Source organism: Flavobacterium anhuiense (assembly GCF_050990855.1).
GTDB lineage: Bacteria > Bacteroidota > Bacteroidia > Flavobacteriales > Flavobacteriaceae > Flavobacterium > Flavobacterium anhuiense_C.
On sequence record NZ_CP158861.1, the window covers coordinates 126,940 to 148,371 of the forward strand.

Here is a 21,432-nt window from a genome sequence, read left to right on the forward strand (position 1 = left end):
ATCGACAGCCTTTTGTTTTATATCTCTATTTCTGTTTTACATATCATTAAAAATGATTTTAAAACTTGTTCCTACTCCTACTTCACTTTCTACTTCAACTGTTCCTTTCATAGCTTCAATTTGATTTCTAGTAATATACAATCCTATTCCACGAGCTTCATCATGTTTATGAAACGTTTTATACATTCCAAACAATAAATCGCCATAAGTTTTCAAATCGATCCCAAGACCATTATCTGTAATTTTAAGCGATTTAAAACCTTCTGGCTCTATCGCAAAATCAAAAGCAATTACAGGATCACGATCAGGATGTGCATACTTGATAGCGTTTGTTGTAAAATTCAGTAAAACACTTTCCATATATGCCGGATTAAAATTAATCGTTAAATATTTAGGAACGTTATTTATAATCGTCACTTTTCGCTGTTTGTCATAACCTTTGATAGTCGAAATCGTCTTCTCAATATATTCGCAAATTTTTAACGGAACAACCGCGATATTAAGATTACTCTGTGTTTTGACAATTTGAGTAAGATTTGAAATCGTTTCATTCAAATCATTTGAAACCGTACGCAAATGCTCTAACATTTCTGTCACTGTTTGCTTGTTGACATCAGCATCAATAAAATCTAAAATCGACTTTATATTTCCTGCTTGCGTATTTAAATTGTGCGATACAATATGCGAAAAGTTTAACAATCGACTGTTTTGATCACTATAAAGTTTCATGGTTTTCAAAAGTTCTAACTCCTTTTCTTTTTGTGCCGAAACATCAGTATGGGTCCCAATTACCCGCAAAGGCCGTCCATTTTCATCGCGTTTAATTACTTTTCCACGATCTAAAATCCATTTGTAGTTACCGCTAGAAGTCATTACACGATGATAATTTTCGTAAAACGGAATCTTATTATCAAAATGTTCATGAATATCAGAATAGTATTTTGGAAGATCGTCAGGATGCACAATTTTATCCCATCGCTCGGGATCATCAAAAACATCTGTGGATTCTAGTTCGAGAATTTTAAGAGACAAGGACGAATAAAAAACGCGATTAGTCACCATATCCCAGTCCCATATTCCAGCCGTAGAGGCATCAAGGGCAAATTGAAACCGTTCTTCAGAAATTCTCAGTTTTTCTTCTTTATCTTTTAGTTCCGTAATATCAGAAACATGACCATAAAAAATCACATTTCCATTTTCTGAAGATTCTGTTTTAGAGGAAACTTTGAACCAGCGAATTCCTTTTTTAGGAAGAGCAGCTCGAAACTCTATTTCCCAAGGTTTAATTTCTTTTCTGGCTTTGACCAAAGATTGAAAAAACAGCTCACGATCCTGCGGTACAATTCGATCGTAAACGATAAACTTTATATCATTTTTAAAATCTGCTGCAGAAAGTTCAAATATTTCATCTGCCGACTTACTTACTAGCGGAAAAGTGTAATTATTATCGGCATCAATGACAAATTGAAAAAGTAGGTCAGGCATTTCGGCCAACAATTTTTTGTAAAAATTATTTACCTCTAAGCAATCGTCATTCCCATATAAATCAAAAACCATATACTACCTCTTTTATGTAAACAAGATATTCAGAACTTAATCAGAAAAGCAAACAAACCATATTACTTGATTGCTTTTTACCATTTTAAAACAAAATTTTAACACAATATATAAATTTTCAAAACAAAAAACGTAAAATGCTCTGAAAAATTATTTCCTTGGATGAAAACTATGCATTACTTCTTTTAAAAAACGGCGATCTAAATGCACATAAATTTCTGTGGTTGTGATGGATTCGTGCCCTAACATTAATTGAATCGATCTCAAATCTGCACCATTTTCGAGTAAATGTGTTGCAAAAGAGTGTCGCAATGTGTGCGGACTTATATTTTTCTTCAATCCCATTTTTTGCGCCAGATCTTTAATAATCGTAAAAACCATAGCTCGTGTTAGTTGATTTCCTCTTCGATTTAAAAACAAAGTATCTTCTGCTCCTTTTTTAATAATGAGATTAGATCGAACAGCATTTTTATATATGTCAATATATTTTTGAGTTAGAGATCCTATGGGAACAAACCGCTCTTTATTTCCTTTACCTGTTATTTTAATAAAACCTTCATCAAAGAAAAGATCAGAAATTTTAAGCGAAATCAATTCAGAAACACGTAATCCACAGCCATATAAAGTCTCAAGCATAGCCCTGTTTCGCTCACCTTCATTCGTACTTAAGTCGATTGTTTCAATCAAAGTATCAATTTCCTGAAGCGACAAAGTATCGGGTAATTTTCGACCAGTTTTGGGCGCTTCAATTAATTCTAAGGGATTATCATTTCGATAATCTTCAAAAACCAAATAATTAAAGAAACTTTTTAGTCCGGAAATAATTCGTGCCTGAGATCTCGGATTTACTTCTTTGGCAACCGAATAAATAAATTGCTGTAAAACTTCGTCAGAAATTTTTATTGGCGAAACATCGATTTGATTGGTCTCTAAAAAAAGACATAAACGCTCAATATCAAAGCCGTAATTTTCAATTGTATTTTTAGACAATCCCCTCTCGATCCTCAAGTACGACTGATAATCTTTAATATATCTGTTCCAATTCATGATTACAAAGTAAAACATTTTTAGATATAAAAATGTCTCATACAATGAGATAAAAAAACCTTTCTTAAGGAGAAAGGTTTTGACAGTATTAAATATTGAATTTACAATTTACATCCCACAGCCAAAGAAAACATGTTGTTTCTAATTGTATAATTAACATCTCCAACATGAAAATCTACGGCATTTGACAAACCTAAGTTATAACGAAGATCCACAAAACAAACCTCCAAAAAATTATAGCCAACGCCAAAATTCAAACCAAAATCAATAGTTTTAATATGATCCGTAATATTTACACCATTCTCTTCAGCATGCATTAAAAAACCAATTTGCGGACCTGCCTGAACAGTTAATTCCTGAGTGACAAAATATTTAGCCAAAATGGGCAAATTCAAATAGCTCATTTTAATATCATTATCGTACGCTATACCATCCTTTGCAAATTTATTTTCTAATTTATGAGTTGAATATAGAAGTTCAGGCTGAATACCAAATTTTTCTACTGGTTTGATTTCCGAAAAAATACCAACCTGATAGCCTATTAAATTTTCATTTTCATTGAAATCGCTGGAACTAGTTGGAAAATTAATCCCTCCTTTAATTCCAAATCTACTCCCAGTTGCTTGAGCGTTTACGTAAGAAAATGCCATAACTGCAATTGCAGATAAAAGAATTCTTTTCATTATTATTAATTAAATTTAATATGTAAATATAGAAATATACTTACATAAAATTATTTTATTTTTCTAATAAGATATAAAAAAGAAAAGCCTTTCTGCGGAAAGGCTTTTGAAATATATAAAAAATTCAGATTAGAATTTATAAGCTAAAGAAAGTTGCAAGTTGCTGTTTTTAGCACTATCGTAATACTCCTCAGAATCATCAATATCATTATCAGAAATTGGAGATAAACCTATAGTATAACGAAGACCTACAGAGAAGTTATCTGTAAAATTATATCCTGCTCCTAAATTAAAACCTAAATCTGTTGATCTAGTAAAATCATTGAAGTCTTCACCATCTAATTTAGATGATAATAAAATACCTAATTGTGGACCAGCTTCTACACTAAATTTATTGTCAACAATATAGTATTTTGCCAATACAGGGATGTTTAAATAATTTAATTTAAGATCTCCATCATTCCCGAATGGCCCGTCATACTTAGACCCTTGAGCAGAAAACAAAAGCTCTGGCTGAATAAAAAACTTTTCAACTACATGAATTTCTGCTAAACCACCTACATGAAACCCTACTAGTGTTTTATTATTGTCTACATCTCCTCCAACAACAGTTGAAATATTAAGACCTCCTTTTATTCCAAATCTAGTTGACTGAGCATTTGAGAATGCAAAAGCCATAATTGCAATGGCAGATAAAATTATTTTTTTCATTTTAATTTGTTTTGGGTTAATTTAATAGTTCAAATATAAAAATATTCTTCACAAATCTATATTAGGAATTTAACAAATAAAGTAGTAACTATTAGTCTATTTGTTAATTCTGAATTAAGCCAGTTTAAAAATTAAAATTTTTCAAGATTAAAAAAAGCCTTTTCATTTTACTGAAAAGGCTAAAAAAACACTCGATTAACTAAATATTAGAAGTGTAAGGCGAAACCAATATTTACTTGGAATACATCTTTTCCAAAATCGTCATTCATAGAGATATTATAACGAAGTCCTGGTTCTATTGAAACGATTTTCCCAACAAACCAAGCATAACCACCTTGTAAACCAATATAAGAGGGATTCTCATCTACATCTTTAATACTAGCTCCAGTATAAGAAGCTTCAAGGGGAAATTTATTTAATAAATAATATTTCGCTCCAACTTTATATGAAAATGCATTGACACTATGACCTAAATCACTATAACCCAGACCAGCCTTAACCGCTAAATTATCTGCTACAAAATAACCTCCTTCAGCCCCTACGCCCCATTGCGTTTCTCCATCAGTAGAAGATAGCTGAAAACTTGTGTTTCCGACATTAACAGCGCCAAAACCTGTATTAGCTTCAATTAACCATTTTCCCTTTGCTGTTTGTTCTTGTGCGTTAGCAAACGTAAAACCTAATACTGCAAGAGCAGCGAAAACAATTTTTTTCATACTTTTTAAAATATTATTTGATTTATTATCAAACAAAAATAAGTTTAAACCTACAAATTAAATTACACCATAAGTTTAAAAAGTAATAAAATAAGACAAAAACAAATCTGCAAAGACCTCTTGAAAATCAGAATTTTAAATATAAAAACCGTTGCTTTTTGTAGAAAAGGACTCCGTGTGAGTGGGAATTTTAGTAATTATTTAATCCAAATTATAAGGCAATAAAATGCCAAATATGTAGTTTTGATCTATAATATAACATTTAAAATACCAATTTTTAAAAACCTTTTTATGAAGAAAATACTTTTAGTAGCTGTTATGTTTCTTGCAACATCAGCAGCAGTAAACGCACAATTTGTACAAATCGGGGTTAAAGCAGGGGTTAACTTTGCCAACCAAACAGGAGGTTCTGACTTTGATGGAATTTCTGTTGACAAAGAAGGTATTACAAGCTACCACGCAGGTCTTGTTGCAGAACTTAAATTATTAGAAAAATTCTCAATTCAGCCAGAGCTCTTATATTCTACACAAGGAGCAACTTATAAAAATGCGATTTCAGAATTTAAAAACGAAATGGGTTATATCGCTATTCCAGTAATGGCTAAATTTTATATGACTAAATCTCTTAGTTTGGAACTTGGTCCACAAGCTTCATTTCTTGTAAGCAATAAAAAAGAATTTGACGTTGCTGATCCAAAAACATTCGACTTCTCTCTTAACGCAGGTTTAGGATTAAAAGTTGTAGGAGGTCTTTTTGTTCAAGCTCGTTACGGAATTGGTTTAACTGAAATTTCTGAAAATGCAGACTTCAAAAATTCGGTGTTCCAACTTTCAGCTGGATATATGTTCTAAAAGAATATCACATACTTTTACAAAAACCGCTCTATTTATTAGTGCGGTTTTTTTATTTTTACACTTATCTGTGAAATGCATTTTGTGAAATGTAAAATGCATACGCCACCTAATTAAAAACTAAATTACCTTATGAAAATCTGCATTATCAACGGACCAAATTTAAATCTTTTAGGAAAAAGAGAACCAGAAGTTTACGGAAGCCAAACTTTTGAAGATTATTTTGAAACGTTGAAACAAAAGTTCCCAAACATCGAACTTTCGTATTACCAAAGCAATATTGAAGGCGAATTGATTGGAAAAATTCAAGAATGTGGATTTACTTTTGATGGAATTATTTTAAATGCAGGCGCTTATACGCATACTTCTATTGGTTTAGGAGACGCAATGAAAGCCGTTACAACTCCAGTTATTGAAGTTCATATTTCTAACACTTACGCAAGAGAAAGTTTCAGACACCAATCTTATTTATCTGGAAATGCAAAGGGCGTTATTCTTGGTTTCGGACTAAAAAGCTACGAATTGGCTATTCAGTCTTTTCTATAATATTTTGATTTAAATAAAAATCATATTCTCTCACAGATTTTGGAGATCAAGTAGATTATTGATCAACAAATCCCAAAATAATCTGCCTAATTTGCTAAAATTTGCGAGAGATAAAAAACATACAGTTACGCTTTCAATAATCGGTCATAATTTAACAATTTATTAGTAAGCTCAGATTTAAGTTATTTTATTTTTGTAAGATAAGCCACACTACATGAGAAACTTTACTTTGTTTGCCTTTTTCTTTTTTTCGATTACAACCTTTTCACAAATTAAAGGAACTATTACAGATGATAAAGGAAATCCGCTTCCTTTTGTATCTGTTTTTGAAGAGAACACCTATGCTGGAACCACTTCTAACGAGCAAGGAAAATATCAATTGAATGTAAAAGAAATTGGAAAAAACAAAATCACTTTTCAATATTTAGGTTTTAAAACTCAAAAAATAGCTGTTGCAGCAGAAAGCAAAACCGTAACTTTAGATATTCAACTTCAAGAAGAAAGCTTTGCTTTAAATGAAGTGGTTATCGATCCCAAAAATAATCCTGCTAACGGCATTATCAAAAGCGCAATTGCCAACAAAAAAGAAAACTCTGCTAAAACGGAAAGATATACTGCCGATTTTTATTCAAAGGGAATGTTTAAAGTAAAAGACCTTCCTAAAAAAATTCTGGGTAAAAAAGTAGAATTGGGCGATGATATGGCATCCAATTTAGATTCGACAGGAACAGGAATTTTATATTTGTCTGAAACTATATCTAAAGTTAGTCTTGAAAAACCAAACAAGTTTAAAGAAAATATTATTGCTTCTAAAGTTTCTGGAAACAATCGCGGTTACAGTTACAACACAGCCGCTTTATCCAACTATGATTTTTATGATAACGCTTTAGATTTTGATGTAAAACTCATTTCTCCTATCGCAGACAATGCTTTCAATTATTACAAATACAAATTAGAAAGCAGTTTTTACGACGACAACAATCATCAGATTTATAAAATAAAAGTTATTCCGAAACGTGATAAGGAACCTGTCTTTGAAGGATACATTTATATTGTAGATGATAGTTTTGCCATTTATGCCATCGATTTAGACATCAAAGGATACAGAATGAAAAACGAATTTACAGAAGTAATGACATTAAAACAGAGTTTCAGCTACAATACCAAGAACAAAATCTGGTCTAAAAACGCACAGACACTTTCTTTTAATGCTGGAATTTTTGGTGTAAAGTTCTCTGGAAACTTTAACTATGTTTATTCGAATTATGAATTCCCTACTTCATTCGAAAAGAAAACTTTCGGAAACGAGCTTGTAGCTTTTGATCTCAATGCCAACAAAAAAGACAATGCTTTCTGGAATGAAATTCGTCCGATACCGTTAACTATTGAAGAAAGCAATGATTATGCTAAAAAAGACAGTTTGCAGACCATTAGAAAATCAAAAAAGTACACCGATTCTATTGACGCGAAAAATAATAAGTTCAAAGTTTGGGATATTTTAATGGGATATGATTATAAAAACACCTTTAAGAAATATTCTTTTGATTATAAAGGTTTGCTGAATGTCACGTCTTTAAGCTTCAATACTGTTCAAGGTTTTAACTTTGATTCTGGTTTTTCTTTTAGAAAATGGAACGAAGAAGAAGGAAAAAGCACTTCTATAAGCACCACTTTTAATTATGGCTTTTCTGATGAGCGTTTTCGTGTAATTGGAGAATTCAGTCATCGTTTCAACACTATTAATTATGCTACGATTTGGGCTTCTGGAGGTACAAAAACAGCGCAATTTAATAGTGCCGAGCCTATTTCTAAATTGATCAACTCGATAAGTTCTTTGTTTTTTAAGGACAATTACATGAAACTTTATAACTTAGAATTCGTTCAAATCAATTATGGACAAGATATTGCAAACGGAGTAAATCTAACTGGAAAAATTGGTTACGAACAACGTAAACCACTTTTTAACACTACCGATTATTCTTTCTTTAAAAAAGATGATGTTTATTCTTCCAATAATCCGTTAGCTCCAAATGATTTTACAACACCAGCTTTCGATCAGCACCATTTGTTTAAAGCTCTTGTAACTTCTAAAATCAATTTTGGCAACAAATACATTTCAAGACCAGACGGAAGATTTAATTTCAAAGACGACAAATATCCAACGGTTTATTTAGCATTCGAAAAAGCATTCGCGGCAAGCGAAAAAAAGTATGAATATGAAAGAATTGGCGCTTCTGTGCTTTACGATTTAACACTCGGGAATAAGGGGATTTTAGGAACCAATTTTAGAGCTGGAAAATTCTTTAACGCCGAGAATATTTCATTTATTGATTACAGACATTTCAACGGAAACCAAACGCATATTGGCACAAGCGAACGTTATTTGAATGTCTTCAATATGATGCCGTATTATTCAAACAGTACAAACGATAGTTATTTTGAAATGCATACTGAATATAACGACACTGGTTTTATAATGAATAAAATTCCGTTGCTAAATCTTCTAAAATCTACAATGAACGTTGGATTTCACACTTTGGCCATTCCAGACCGTAAACCATATTCTGAATTTACAATTGGTTTAGACAATCTCGGTTTCGGAAAATTCAAATTATTCAGAATCGATTATGTACATTCTTATCAAGGCGGCATTCAGCAAAATGGCGTTGTTTTTGGATTGAAGATTTTAAACGCGTTGGACTAAGGTTCTGAGATACTGAGATACTGAGATGCTAAGACGCTAAGTTTTTTTGTCCAGACGCTTGTTTGGCTGAAACCAAAGACAATGATTTTTTTGATTACAAAGAAAAACTTAGAATCTTAGCATCTCAGAACCTTAGCCCCTCTTCTTAGCTATAATCATCTGGCTCAACATGTATCAAAACATGCCCCAATTCTGGGATTTCTTTTCTTAAAGTATCTTTTAATAAGTGCGCCAAATCGTGTCCTTCTTTTACCGAAATTTTAGCTGAAACAATCGCATGCAGATCAACATGATATTTCATTCCCGCTTTACGTATAAAACATTTTTCTGTTCCCAAAATTCCTGGAACCAATAAGGCTTTTACGCGAATTTCCTCTACTAAATCTTCATGAAGGTTTTCATCCATGATTTCACCAAGTGCTGGCCTAAAAATTTTGTAGCTATTATAAAGAATAAAAAATGCGGCAAAAAGAGCTGCCCAATCATCTGCAGATTCGTAACCTTTTCCCATTACTAAAGCAATCGTAATTCCGACAAAAGCCGCAACTGAGGTTATCGCATCACTACGATGGTGCCAAGCGTCAGCAGCAAGAGAGGTGCTATTAGTTTGTTTGCTTCGTTTCATTACAAGACGAAACGAATACTCTTTCCAGATAATAATTGCCCCTAAAACATAAAGTGTCCAAGATTTAGGCAGTTCATGCGGAGTGCCGATATTAGCAACACTTTCGTAACCAATGATTGTTGCCGACGTAATTAAAAATCCAACAACCAAAAATGTAATTAAAGGTTCTGCACGGCCGTGCCCATAAGGGTGATTCTCATCTGCTGGTTTGTTCGAATATTTAATTCCGAATAATACCAAAAACGACGCAAATATATCGGTCGTCGATTCGATTGCATCTGCAATCAAGGCATATGAATTGCCAAAAAAACCTGCTAAGCCTTTTATAAGGGCTAAGCAGGTGTTTCCAGCTATACTAAAGTATGTAGCTTTAATAGCTTTTTGTTCGTTTGTCATTCAGACTATTTTTTTTCGCCACGACCCGAGCGATAGCGAACGGGCGAAGCAATTCACGAATTTATATCTTCAAAGATTATCAAAAATAATTCGTGAATTTGTGGCTATTTCAATTTATGCTCTCACAATTTTAGCACCAATCGCTCTTAAACGCTCGTCGATACGTTCGTATCCACGGTCGATTTGCTCGATATTTTGAATTGTACTTGTTCCTTTTGCAGAAAGCGCCGCAATCAATAATGAGATTCCCGCACGAATATCAGGAGAAGACATTGTAGTTGCTTTCAATTGAGATTCGAAATTATGTCCCATAACCACAGCTCTATGCGGATCACACAACATAATTTTTGCTCCCATATCAATTAGTTTATCCACGAAAAATAAACGGCTTTCGAACATTTTTTGGTGAATTAAAACGTCTCCTTTTGCTTGTGTTGCCACAACTAAAACAATACTTAGTAAGTCAGGCGTAAATCCTGGCCATGGTGCATCGGCAATAGTTAAGATAGAACCGTCGATATCTGTTTTTACTTCGTATCCGTTTTTGTGAGCCGGAATATAAATATCGTCGTTACGTTTTTCGATTGTAATACCTAATTTTCTGAAAGTATTCGGAATCAAACCTAAATTTTCCCAGCTAACATTTTTGATTGTGATTTCGCTTTTTGTCATCGCCGCAAGACCAATCCAAGAACCGATTTCGATCATATCTGGTAAAATTCTATGCTCACATCCGCCAAGGCTTTCAACACCTTCGATAGTCAATAAGTTTGAACCAACTCCAGTGATTTTTGCTCCCATAGAGTTCAACATTTTGCATAACTGTTGCAAGTAAGGCTCACAAGCAGCGTTGTAAACTGTAGTTGTTCCTTTTGCCAAAACTGCAGCCATAACAATGTTTGCAGTTCCTGTTACAGAAGCTTCGTCTAAAAGCATATCTGTTCCTTGCAATCCTTCTGCTGGAGATTCTACTCCATAAAAGTGATCTTCTCTATTGTATCTAAATTTTGCTCCAAGGTTAATGAAACCTTCGAAGTGTGTATCTAATCTACGACGACCGATTTTATCTCCTCCTGGTTTTGGAATGTATCCTTTTCCGAAACGAGCCAAAAGCGGACCAACAATCATAATAGAACCACGAAGCGCTCCTCCTTCTTTCTTGAAAGCTTCCGTTTCTAAATATCCAACATTAACTTCATCAGCTTGAAAAGTAATCGAACCTGGTTCGTTACGTTGAATTTTCACCCCTAAATTGCCCAACAAAGTGATTAATTTATTGATGTCTATAATATCAGGAATGTTATTAATTTTCACTTTCTCTCCTGTTAGAAGCACGGCACATAAAATTTGTAATGCCTCATTCTTTGCTCCTTGTGGAGTGATTTCTCCTTTTAAAGGAGTACCTCCTTCGATTTTAAAAATTCCCATAGATTGTTTTTAGGTTCTTTTAAAGTTTCTAAGATTCTGAGATCCTAAGATTCTAAGTAAAAACTCAGCAACTTAGCAACTTAGTAGCTTAGCAGCTTTTTTATTTCTGATTATTGTTTTTTTGAAATGTCTTTTTTTGACCGCCTTTGTTGTTGTTCTTGTTATTCTGTGTTTTTGGCTGAGTTCCAGAAGCCGTTTTATTAGACATGCGTTTGTTGGTACGCATTAAGTCTGTTGTATTTAAAAGCTCTTCTGTACTGTGCAATAAATTAATTTTGCCTCCTGATAATTCATATAAATGTTCGAAAATCACATCGTCTTTTACTGTGTCTTTGTTCCAGCTTAAAAACGATTTTTTCATGTGATTGGCAATCACCATTATCAGTGCATTTTTCATTTCGCCATCTTCCCATTTATTCGCAACGTCAATCATGTATTTGATGTTGTTTCCATAAAATCTATATTTTGGAAAGTTCTGCGGATATTGTAAAGCATCTGGTTTTAACTCCAAAACTTCTCTTGAAGGAATTGGATACGGCGATTCTACATTCAGTTTGAAATCAGACATAATAAAAAGCTGATCCCAAAGTTTATGCTGAAAATCTGGTACATCACGCAAATGCGGATTCAGACTTCCCATAACCTGAATGATATATTTTGCAGCTTTGTTGCGCGTTTCATCATCTTGAATGGCTGTAGCCTGATCAATCAGTTTTTGCAAATGACGACCATATTCCGGAATAATTAAACGCTGTCTTTCAGAATTGTATTCTAAATTGTAGACAACATCGCTTGCGGCTTCTCTTTTATATTTTTCGATCATAAGTTTATAATGAAACTATACCTTCTATTGTAGAAACTTCTTTGTATTTACTGATCACATCATCTGAGCTATGCATGGTAACATCAACAGAAACACTAGTAAATTTACCAGTTTTCGATTTTGTTGTTTTAATCACCGCTCCCATTCTATCAAAAGCTTTTTCAACACGCTCTACGTTATCTGCTACAGAAGGTACAATGAATTTGTACAAGTATTCTGCTGGCCAAGTATTTGCGTTATCAAGCTCTAATTTTAATCTTTCGTAAAATTCGGCTGTATTTTTTTCTTTATCGTTCTCCATTCGTAATTAAAAATAAACGCAAATATACGTTTTTGATTTCAGACTTTTTAGATTTTTTCTTTCGAAAAAAGGTTCAAAGTTACAAAGGCGCAAAGGTGCAGAGAAAAAAGCTTTACAAGATTATTTCATTGTAAAATTTCATCTTATATTTGAGAAAATAATCCACCGAAAATCTCTCTCAAAGTCGCGAAGACGCAAAGTTTTATTTTATTGAAATTATAAAATGTAATTTTTGTCATTTCGACGAAGGAGAAATCACACACGGGATTCGACAACGTTTGAAAGCTATACTTTATCGAGCTTCTAGTGTGATTTCTCCTTCGTCGAAATGACAATATTGCGCAAAAAACTTTGCGTCTTAGCGACTTTGCGAGATTAAAAACACAATGCAATGAAAAAAATCATCTTCTTACTTTTTACATTTTTTACTTTTTACAACAGCAATGCACAAGAAGTTAAAACCCTAACTTATTTTCAAAACGACACCTTAAAACTCGATTTAGATTTATATCTGCCAAAGAAAAAAGCTGGAGAAAAAATCCCATTGATTCTATTTGCTTTTGGCGGAGGTTTTTCTGGTGGAGAGCGTACAAGCGAGAAAGATTTCGGTTTATTTATGGCAAAAAATGGTTATGCCGTTGCAAACATTTCGTATAGCTTATACATGAAAGGAAAAGATTTCGGCTGTAAAGGAACTTTAACCGAAAAAATAAAAGCCATTCAAATTGGCGTTAGCGATATGTGGCAGGCGACAGCATTCATGGTCGAAAATGCCGACAAATACAATCTTGACACTTCAAAATTCTTTATTTCTGGAATTAGCGCAGGTGCAGAAATTAGCTATCACGCTACGTTTTGGGATTATAAATTAATGAATCTGTACAAAAACAATCTTCCAGAAAACTTCAAATACAAAGGATTAATTGCTGGTTCGGGAGCAATTCAGGATATTAATTTGATTACGAAAGAGAAAGCGATTCCGATGTTAATGGCACACGGAAATAGCGATGATACCGTTCCGTATGCAGCGGGCTCACACCGTTCTTGCCCAACAAATGCTTCTGGGTGGCTGATTCTTTTCGGTTCTTATGCCGTTTACAATCAAATGCAAGACTTACACAAAGATGCCGAACTAATTACTTTCTGCGGCGGCGGACATGAATTCTCTGGTTATCTTTTCCACCAAGGACAACAATATGTATTAGATTTTGTAAATGATGTTTTAAATGGCAAAAAATTCCAATCGCATTTGATTATTCCTTCTAATAAAAAAGGTAAGGATTCTGGAAAATATTTGTTTTGTGAGTAATATTTTTGGCTAAAACCGAAATTCTACATCTCTAAAATACCGTTGGTTAAAACCAACGGCAATTCAAATAAATTTATTTGAGAATATTTTTTCCATTTTAGAAAATGCTCCAGCGGAGCAAAATATGTATAGCAAAATTAAATTTAACCCAATCAAAAGCTCCAGCAGAGCGACATAAAATTATTCACAACTATGTCACTCCGCTGGAGCTTTACATATATTATGCATATTTTCTATAAATATCTCGTCCCTCTGGGACTTTAAAACTGGAACTTCTGTTTATCAAAATATCAAATCTTTCGTTTCTGATAAATATTCTTTTTAATTATAAATAAGTTTAGGTAAATTTGCGCTTTATTTTTAGAATAGTGCAAAAAGAAATTATTGTCTTGCTTGGCGGACCTGGTACTGGAAAATCGACTCTTATTAACGAATTGGTAGCTCGTGGCTTTTGCTGCTATCCTGAAATCTCTAGACAGGTTACCATGAAAGCGCAAGAACAAGGCATTGAACAGCTGTTTCTAGAACAACCGCTTTTGTTTAGCGAAATGTTGTTGGAAGGACGTATTGAACAATATAAAAATGCTCTTGAAGAACCTGATAATGTAGTATTTATCGATAGAGGAATTCCAGATGTTGTAGCTTATATGGATTATATTGGCGACGAATATCCGGAGCATTTTACAAAAGCATGCGAAGATTTCAAATATTCTAAAACCTTTATTTTACCGCCTTGGGAAGAAATCTACCAAAGTGATTCTGAGCGTTATGAAAATTTTGATCAGGCAGTAAAAATTCAAGATCACCTTGTTGAAACTTATAAAAAATATGGTTACGAACTGATTGAGGTTCCAAAAGATACAGTTGAAAACAGAATTCTTTATATCTTAGACAAAATTTAGTAGCATGGTTTAAAGTTGTAAAACTAGAACTGTTTTTCTAAATTTTTAACTTTAAAACAAACGCAATGCTCGGAGCGCAGGATATTCTTCTAAAATACTGGAAACACGACAGTTTTAGACCGTTGCAAAAAGAAATCATCGATTCTGTCCTTGAAGGACAGGATACTTTTGCCGTACTTCCGACGGGCGGCGGAAAATCTATTTGTTTTCAGGTTCCCGCAATGATGAAAGAAGGAATCTGTCTCGTAATTTCGCCACTGATTGCCTTAATGAAAGATCAAGTGATGAATTTGCAGAAAAGAGACATCAAAGCAATTGCTCTTACTGGCGGAATTCATACCGAAGAATTGATCGATCTTCTCGACAATTGCCAATACGGAAATTACAAATTCCTTTACTTATCTCCAGAAAGATTACAGTCTGACTGGATTTTAGAACGAATTAAAAACTTACCCATAAATTTAATTGCCATAGACGAAGCGCATTGCGTTTCGCAATGGGGTCACGATTTTAGACCTGCTTATCTTAAAATTTCGGAACTTAAAAAGCATTTTCCGAAAATTCCTTTTCTGGCTCTGACGGCCACAGCAACTCCGAGAGTTATTGAAGATATTAGAACGCAATTAGAATTAAAAAATCCGAATCATTTTCAACAATCATTTGAGCGAAAAAATATCGCATACATGGTTTTTGAAGTTGAAGACAAATTATATCGCACGGAACAAATTCTTAAAAAGAATCCGCAACCTTCTATTATATATGTGCGAAATCGCAAAGCATGCCTCAACATGTCTTCGCAATTGCAATCGTTAGGTTTTACATCTACCTATTATCACGGCGGACTTTCATCAAAAGAAAAAGACAAAAACATGCAGTTGTGGATGTCGGAGCAAGCGCAAGTTATTGTCGCTACGAATGCTTTCGGAATGGGGATTGACAAAGACAATGTTAAAACGGTTATTCATACTCAGCTTCCAGAAAACTTAGAAAATTATTATCAAGAATCTGGACGTGCAGGAAGAAATGGGGCAAAAGCTTTTTCAGTTTTACTTTATAATAATTCAGATGCCATTCAGACCGAACAGCAGTTTTTAAATATTCTTCCAGATAAGAAGTTCTTAAAAACGATGTACATAAAACTCTGCAATTATTTTCAGATTGCTTATGGCGAAGGTTTAGACGAAACTTTCTCTTTTAAACTGAATCATTTTTGTAATAAATACGAATTCCCTACTCTCAAAACCTATAATGCTTTACAGTTTTTAAGTCAGCAAGGAATTATTACATTGTCTCAAGAATTTTCAGAAAAAATAACCGCTCAATTCTTGATTGAATCTAAGGAAGTGATTCGTTATATGAGTTTGAATCCAAATGATGAAGAAATTATTTTGGCAATTTTGAGAACTTATCCGGGCATTTATGATGTAAAAGCTAATTTGAATCTGGGATTGCTTGCTAAAAAATCAAATCGATCAGAAGAGCAGATTATTGTTGTTTTAGAAAAACTAAAAGAAAAAGAAATTATTGAATACAAATCTAAAAACAATGACGCTACTATTTTATTTAATGAAGTTCGCGAAGATGATCTTACCATAAATAGGGTTTCAAAATATTTAGAAAAACAAAATGAAGTCAAAAAAGAACAGCTTTTATCTGTTCTACATTATATAAAAGACGGCAAAACCTGCAAAAACAGATTAGTTTTAAATTATTTTGGAGAAGAAACCAAAGAAAATTGCGGCATCTGTTCGTACTGCATTACACTAAAAGGAAAAATTACCGAAGCCGATTCGATTGCAGATAAGATTTTATCTTTATTGAAAACAGCTTCTTTGACTTCGAGAGAAATTGAAAACCAAATAAAAATGGACACCAAAGATATTTTATCGGTTCTTCAGGAATTACTCGAAAACAATCATATCATTATACAAGCGAATAATAAATACACTTTAAAATCATAATGGAGAAATTGAGAATTATATTTATGGGAACGCCAGAATTTGCTGTTGGCATTTTGGACACCATTATTAAAAATAACTATGAAGTTGTTGGCGTAATTACTGCTGCAGACAAGCCAGCAGGACGCGGACAAAAAATAAAATATTCGGCAGTAAAAGAATATGCACTTGCAAACAATCTTACTTTATTACAGCCTACCAACTTAAAAGACGAAAATTTCTTAACAGAATTAAAAGCACTAAATGCCAATTTACAAATTGTAGTGGCTTTTAGAATGTTGCCAAAAGTAGTTTGGGAAATGCCAAGTTTAGGAACTTTCAACCTTCACGCTTCATTGCTTCCAAATTACCGCGGAGCTGCTCCTATTAACTGGGCGATTATCAATGGAGAAACTAAAACTGGAGTTACCACTTTCTTTATTGATGATAAAATTGACACTGGCGCCATGATTTTAAATTCTGAAATTAATATTGAACCAGAGGAAACGGCAGGACAATTGCACGATCGTTTAATGCATTTAGGAAGCACAACCGTAATTGACACTTTAAAAGTAATTGAAAACGGAAATGTTACCACAACAATTCAAGAAGACAACGACGATATTAAAACAGCTTACAAACTAAACAAAGAAAACTGCAAAATTGATTGGACAAAATCTGGAGCAGAAATCAATAATCTTATTCGAGGCTTAAGTCCGTATCCTGCTTCATGGTGCTTTTTGAAAGACCAAAACGAAGAATTGAACGTCAAAATTTACGAAGCTAAACTAGTCTCAGAATCACACTCTTATGAGATTGGAAAGCTAATTAGCACTAAAAAAGAGATCAAGATTGCAATAAAAGACGGCTTTATTCAGTTATTAAGTCTACAATTTCCAGGAAAAAAGAGAATGCTTGCTTCAGAATTGTTAAATGGAGTGAGTTTTTCAGAGGCTGCAAAAGTGTATTAAGGTCAGTAAAACAGGGGTTTGTACTTGTTTTTTATCGATAAACAACACCCTTTATGAACAAAAAAAGCAAGTTATTAACAATTCTTGCTAAAAATAAAGAAAACACTTGCACGCAACGGATTTCCTACTAAATTTGTGTATTAACAATTTTTTTTTTAACCAACAATTAATAACTAATTATTATGAACAAATCAGAATTAATCGATGCTATCGCTGCTGATGCAGGAATCACAAAAGCTGCGGCGAAATTAGCTTTAGAGTCTTTTTTAGGTAATGTAGGAACTACTTTGAAAAAAGGTGGAAGAGTTTCATTAGTAGGTTTTGGATCATGGTCAGTTTCTTCAAGAGCTGCTAGAGATGGTAGAAATCCACAAACAGGAAAAACTATTAAAATTGCTGCTAAAAACGTAGTAAAATTTAAAGCAGGAGCTGAATTAGAAGGTGCAGTGAACTAAGTAAGAAAGTTCTCTAAACTTATAATATAATTAAAACCTTCCATGTGGAAGGTTTTTTTATGCGGTTTAACGATTTTTTTTGTGATTTTAATTTTTTTATGACTAAATTTAATAAAAATTGTAACCGTATGATTTCAGAAAAATTAAAAAAAGGACACCTGCTTATTGCCGAGCCTTCAATAATTGGAGATTTATCTTTTAACAGATCGGTAATTTTATTAGCAGACCATAACAAGGAAGGATCAATAGGTTTTATAATTAATAAGCCATTAAAATATACTATTAATGACTTAATACCTGAGATTGATGCTAACTTTAAGATATATAACGGAGGCCCTGTAGAACAAGACAACCTTTATTTTATTCACAATATTCCTGAGTTAATTCCGAACAGTGTGGAAATTTCCAATGGGATTTATTGGGGCGGTGATTTCGAGTCGACCAAAGACCTAATAAACAACGGATCTATTAGTAAAAATAACATTCGTTTTTTCTTAGGCTATACTGGCTGGGAAGAAAATCAGCTTGAGAATGAGATGCAAGGCAACTCTTGGATTATTGCTGATAATAGTTATAAAAATAAAATTATCGGAAAATCTACTACCCACTTTTGGAAAGAGCAGATTATTGAGCTTGGCGGTGATTATCTTATTTGGTCTAACGCACCAGAAAATCCATATCTGAATTAATTTTCAGTTATGGATTCATTTAGTTTCTGCACTAATAAATGAGCTAGATTTGTTGTAAACTCCTTTTTTCGATATTTAGTTATCGGCTGTATTCCCATGATTACATTAGTCAGAAATAATTCGTCAGCTTTTTGAAGATCAAATGGCGAAATTATTTCTTCTAGCACTTCTATGCCTTCGACTTTTTTAGCTAAGGCTAAAATTTGTTTGCGCATAATTCCGTTTAAAGCACCTTCTGAAATTGGGGGTGTAATAAGCTTTTTACCCACCAGCATAAAAATATTTCCTTGAAGCGCCTCTACCACATTCTTGCTGTCATTCAGCAAAATACAATTGGCAAGATCATTTTCGTGTGCATAAATACTTCCTGTAATATTAATCATCTTATTAGTCGTTTTAAGCGACGATAGCAATTGTTTTGTCACATAGAAGTCTTTATACAAATCTACTTCGTATTCACTCGTATTTACGCTATAGAAAGTGTTTTCAAGTGGAGTTGCATTAATTAAAAATGAAATGTCATTGGTTTTTGGAAGATATAAACCGCCATCATTTCTAAAAACCGTAATTCTTGCTCGTGCCGATGAAGTGATTCCCTGCTCCTTGGCCAAATTTAAAATCTGCTCTTCAAAATATTCCATTGTGAAATTCATTGGAATCATCATTCGCACTACACGCATAGAGGCCATTAATCTAAAATAATGATCCTCAAGAAACAAAATTTTTCCGTTATTAATTTTTACTGTTTCAAAGATACCGTCTCCGTATAAGAAAGCGCGGTTTTGAGTTAATATCGTATCTTCTTGCGCTATGTTTCCGTTAAAATTAATCATAAAAAAACCCTGAATTTTGTTCAGGGCAAATATAAGGTATAAAATAGACTTTTACTAAACAGATCCTATAAGATGTTTTAGGTCTGAGATTTGGTTCTCCCACAATTGTTTAGCCTCGCCTAATTCTTCTTTGTCGGCAAAATCGACTACCATAAGCGATACGTCTTTAGTTAATTCATCAACTAAAATATGAAGTTCAAAAAAGTATTCAGTATCCTTACTGCTTTCATCAACCCATTTAAATTTTACTTTTTCACCCGATTTTTTTGAAGCCAAACGTGCTTTTTCTTGCGAATCGTTCCAGATGAAAGTAAAAAATTCACCTCTTGAATTCACATTGTCAGCAAACCATTCTTGTAAACCTGACGGCGTTGATATATATTGATACAATAGTTGTGGCGAAGAATTAATCGGAAACTCGATTTCGTAACGTATTTTTGAATCCATGTGCTACTTTAATTTTTTTGGAAATATAAGAATATATGTCCAAAAACAATGCATTTTTAAAAATATTTTTTTTTCTTCATTTTATGCTTGCACGCTTTAATATTATTTCTATCTTTGCACCCGCAATCAGGAATTCATGATAGCAGTCCAGGCGAGGTAGCTCAGTTGGTTAGAGCGCAGGATTCATAACCCTGAGGTCACGGGTTCAACTCCCGTCCTCGCTACAAGGTAAAACACCACTTTTATTAAAGTGGTGTTTTTTTTTGCTTATACCAATTTGGATTTTATCGAAGAGTTTGTTGTATATGTTTTATTTTCTGAAAAATTCAGCAAAACCTACATTGGATTTACTTCTAATCTGATTGAACGATTTAAATCTCACAATCAGCTTGCTACAAAAGGATACACTTTAAAGTTCAGACCGTGGAAAGTAATTCATGTTGAGTTTTTCGATTCTAAATCTGAAGCTATGAAAAGAGAAAAATATTTAAAAACTGGAATAGGAAGAGAGTTTATCAAAAACCTCATCAATTCAATTTAGAAAGGATCCATATCCGCCGCGGCGGACACGGGTTCAACTCCCGTCCTCGCTACAAGGTAAAACACCACTTTTATTAAAGTGGTGTTTTTTTTTTGCTTATACCAATTTGGATTTTATGGAAGAGTTTGTTGTATATGTTTTATTTTCTGAAAAATTCAGCAAAACCTACATTGGATTTACTTCTAATCTGATTGAACGATTTAAATCTCACAATCAGCTTGCTACAAAAGGATACACTTTAAAGTTCAGACCGTGGAAAGTAATTCATGTTGAGTTTTTCGATTCTAAATCTGAAGCTATGAAAAGAGAAAAATATTTAAAAACTGGAATAGGAAGAGAGTTTATCAAAAACCTCATCAATTCAATTTAAAAAGGATCCATATCCGCCGCGGCGGACACGGGTTCAACTCCCGTCCTCGCTACGAAAATATAAAACCCTTAAACAGAAATATTTAAGGGTTTTTATTTTATTTATCTCCTTTAAGCACAAATACTTTAATAAAAAAATCTTTTTTTCCGGATAAAAAAACAAGAAAATAACCATTGATAACTACCATTAAAATAGTTATTTTGCAAAGGTAATTACGAACATATGGATATAGTCAAATTTAAGATCACATCAAAAACAATAAAAGTCGAAGTACGCAATTCGAATAATTATGTTTTTAACTTTAATACTGCTTTAGAAATCGATAAAGCAGATCGCGATGTTTTATTAAAGCTATACAATGCCTTAGATCTTCTTTTTAAGAAAGAAGCCACGATTGAAAATAAAAACTACATTTCGCCAAATCAGACAAATATATTAGATCAAATTTCTGCTGCCGATTTAGAAAAGGAAAATCAATAATTATTTTCTTTTCTTCTTTATAAAAAATAAAAGTCCTTGAATAAACCATTCAAGGACTTTCTTTTTTAGAATTATTTCTCTCTTTCGTTAAAAAACAGTAATTTTAATC

23 protein-coding genes and 1 tRNA gene are annotated in these 21,432 nt (G+C 33.1%); 13 read left to right on the forward strand and 11 right to left on the reverse strand.

Going from position 1 to position 21,432, the window contains the following annotated elements; genetic code table 11:
- Positions 1-36: 36 nt before the first annotated feature.
- The 5 genes from ABTV69_RS00630 to ABTV69_RS00650 all read right to left on the reverse strand — a co-directional run bounded on the left by ABTV69_RS00630 (position 37) and on the right by ABTV69_RS00650 (position 4,714).
- Positions 37-1,485, reverse strand: a complete 1,449-nt coding sequence (locus ABTV69_RS00630) for a PAS domain-containing sensor histidine kinase (RefSeq protein WP_433833336.1) — start codon at positions 1,483-1,485, stop codon at positions 37-39.
- Between the two features lie 222 nt (positions 1,486-1,707).
- Positions 1,708-2,604 carry a site-specific tyrosine recombinase XerD gene (gene xerD / locus ABTV69_RS00635; protein ID WP_433836652.1) on the reverse strand — a complete coding sequence of 299 codons (897 nt, stop codon included), beginning with the start codon at positions 2,602-2,604 and terminating at the stop codon, positions 1,708-1,710.
- Positions 2,605-2,705: 101 nt separating this feature from the next.
- Entirely contained in the window at positions 2,706-3,287 is a 582-nt protein-coding gene (locus tag ABTV69_RS00640; RefSeq protein ID WP_433833338.1) for a porin family protein, read from the reverse strand.
- 129 nt (positions 3,288-3,416) lie between these two features.
- Entirely contained in the window at positions 3,417-3,998 is a 582-nt protein-coding gene (locus ABTV69_RS00645) for a porin family protein (RefSeq protein ID WP_433833340.1), read from the reverse strand.
- Positions 3,999-4,204: 206 nt separating this feature from the next.
- Entirely contained in the window at positions 4,205-4,714 is a 510-nt protein-coding gene (locus tag ABTV69_RS00650; RefSeq protein ID WP_433833342.1) for a hypothetical protein, read from the reverse strand.
- A 291-nt stretch (positions 4,715-5,005) separates the two neighbouring features.
- Between ABTV69_RS00650 and ABTV69_RS00655 the strand changes: the two genes are divergently transcribed.
- The 3 genes from ABTV69_RS00655 to ABTV69_RS00665 all read left to right on the forward strand — a co-directional run bounded on the left by ABTV69_RS00655 (position 5,006) and on the right by ABTV69_RS00665 (position 8,816).
- On the forward strand, positions 5,006-5,566 hold the full coding sequence (locus ABTV69_RS00655) for a porin family protein (RefSeq protein WP_433833344.1): 561 nt from the start codon (positions 5,006-5,008) through the stop codon (positions 5,564-5,566).
- A 132-nt stretch (positions 5,567-5,698) separates the two neighbouring features.
- Entirely contained in the window at positions 5,699-6,112 is a 414-nt protein-coding gene (aroQ, locus tag ABTV69_RS00660) for a type II 3-dehydroquinate dehydratase (protein WP_198858214.1), read from the forward strand.
- Between the two features lie 214 nt (positions 6,113-6,326).
- A complete protein-coding gene (locus ABTV69_RS00665; protein WP_433833346.1) occupies positions 6,327-8,816 on the forward strand; it encodes a DUF5686 and carboxypeptidase regulatory-like domain-containing protein in 2,490 nt (829 codons plus the stop codon).
- A gap of 145 nt (positions 8,817-8,961) precedes the next feature.
- Here the strand turns inward: ABTV69_RS00665 and ABTV69_RS00670 are convergent, their stop codons facing one another.
- The 4 genes from ABTV69_RS00670 to ABTV69_RS00685 form a co-directional block, all read right to left on the reverse strand.
- Positions 8,962-9,837 (reverse strand): cation diffusion facilitator family transporter, encoded by an 876-nt coding sequence (locus tag ABTV69_RS00670; protein WP_433833348.1) that lies wholly within the window; start codon positions 9,835-9,837, stop codon positions 8,962-8,964.
- Positions 9,838-9,951: 114 nt separating this feature from the next.
- A complete protein-coding gene (murA, locus tag ABTV69_RS00675) occupies positions 9,952-11,265 on the reverse strand; it encodes a UDP-N-acetylglucosamine 1-carboxyvinyltransferase (RefSeq protein ID WP_433833350.1) in 1,314 nt (437 codons plus the stop codon).
- A 100-nt stretch (positions 11,266-11,365) separates the two neighbouring features.
- Complete coding sequence (locus ABTV69_RS00680; protein ID WP_433833352.1) at positions 11,366-12,088, reverse strand: DUF4290 domain-containing protein; 723 nt, start codon at positions 12,086-12,088, stop codon at positions 11,366-11,368.
- 4 nt (positions 12,089-12,092) lie between these two features.
- A complete protein-coding gene (locus tag ABTV69_RS00685; protein ID WP_035649758.1) occupies positions 12,093-12,389 on the reverse strand; it encodes a DUF493 family protein in 297 nt (98 codons plus the stop codon).
- Between the two features lie 391 nt (positions 12,390-12,780).
- Between ABTV69_RS00685 and ABTV69_RS00690 the strand changes: the two genes are divergently transcribed.
- The 6 genes from ABTV69_RS00690 to ABTV69_RS00715 all read left to right on the forward strand — a co-directional run bounded on the left by ABTV69_RS00690 (position 12,781) and on the right by ABTV69_RS00715 (position 18,652).
- Positions 12,781-13,698, forward strand: a complete 918-nt coding sequence (locus ABTV69_RS00690; RefSeq protein WP_433833354.1) for an alpha/beta hydrolase — start codon at positions 12,781-12,783, stop codon at positions 13,696-13,698.
- A gap of 368 nt (positions 13,699-14,066) precedes the next feature.
- Entirely contained in the window at positions 14,067-14,600 is a 534-nt protein-coding gene (locus ABTV69_RS00695; protein ID WP_433833356.1) for an AAA family ATPase, read from the forward strand.
- Between the two features lie 65 nt (positions 14,601-14,665).
- Positions 14,666-16,561 (forward strand): RecQ family ATP-dependent DNA helicase, encoded by a 1,896-nt coding sequence (locus ABTV69_RS00700; protein ID WP_433833358.1) that lies wholly within the window; start codon positions 14,666-14,668, stop codon positions 16,559-16,561.
- On the forward strand, positions 16,561-17,508 hold the full coding sequence (gene fmt, locus ABTV69_RS00705) for a methionyl-tRNA formyltransferase (RefSeq protein WP_433833360.1): 948 nt from the start codon (positions 16,561-16,563) through the stop codon (positions 17,506-17,508). The genes ABTV69_RS00700 and fmt overlap by 1 nt, the downstream gene beginning before the upstream one ends.
- Positions 17,509-17,690: 182 nt before the next feature.
- The gene (locus tag ABTV69_RS00710; RefSeq protein WP_008464760.1) at positions 17,691-17,963 is read left to right on the forward strand and encodes an HU family DNA-binding protein; all 273 of its coding nucleotides are present in this window, start codon (positions 17,691-17,693) and stop codon (positions 17,961-17,963) included.
- Positions 17,964-18,091: 128 nt separating this feature from the next.
- Entirely contained in the window at positions 18,092-18,652 is a 561-nt protein-coding gene (locus ABTV69_RS00715) for a YqgE/AlgH family protein (protein WP_290972070.1), read from the forward strand.
- On the opposite strand, the gene ABTV69_RS00720 is transcribed toward ABTV69_RS00715, so the two are convergent.
- The gene (locus ABTV69_RS00720; RefSeq protein WP_433833363.1) at positions 18,649-19,485 is read right to left on the reverse strand and encodes an aminotransferase class IV; all 837 of its coding nucleotides are present in this window, start codon (positions 19,483-19,485) and stop codon (positions 18,649-18,651) included. The genes ABTV69_RS00715 and ABTV69_RS00720 overlap by 4 nt on opposite strands.
- A gap of 54 nt (positions 19,486-19,539) precedes the next feature.
- On the reverse strand, positions 19,540-19,932 hold the full coding sequence (locus tag ABTV69_RS00725; protein ID WP_111285785.1) for an START-like domain-containing protein: 393 nt from the start codon (positions 19,930-19,932) through the stop codon (positions 19,540-19,542).
- Between the two features lie 150 nt (positions 19,933-20,082).
- On the opposite strand from ABTV69_RS00725, the gene ABTV69_RS00730 reads away from it, so the two are divergent.
- From ABTV69_RS00730 to ABTV69_RS00745, 4 genes are all read left to right on the forward strand, one after another.
- Positions 20,083-20,156 (forward strand) — tRNA-Met (locus ABTV69_RS00730).
- A 26-nt stretch (positions 20,157-20,182) separates the two neighbouring features.
- Entirely contained in the window at positions 20,183-20,473 is a 291-nt protein-coding gene (locus ABTV69_RS00735; protein ID WP_433833364.1) for a GIY-YIG nuclease family protein, read from the forward strand.
- 115 nt (positions 20,474-20,588) lie between these two features.
- A complete protein-coding gene (locus ABTV69_RS00740) occupies positions 20,589-20,843 on the forward strand; it encodes a GIY-YIG nuclease family protein (RefSeq protein WP_433833366.1) in 255 nt (84 codons plus the stop codon).
- 222 nt (positions 20,844-21,065) lie between these two features.
- A complete protein-coding gene (locus tag ABTV69_RS00745) occupies positions 21,066-21,323 on the forward strand; it encodes a hypothetical protein (RefSeq protein WP_198858226.1) in 258 nt (85 codons plus the stop codon).
- The last annotated feature ends 109 nt before the right edge of the window (positions 21,324-21,432 follow it).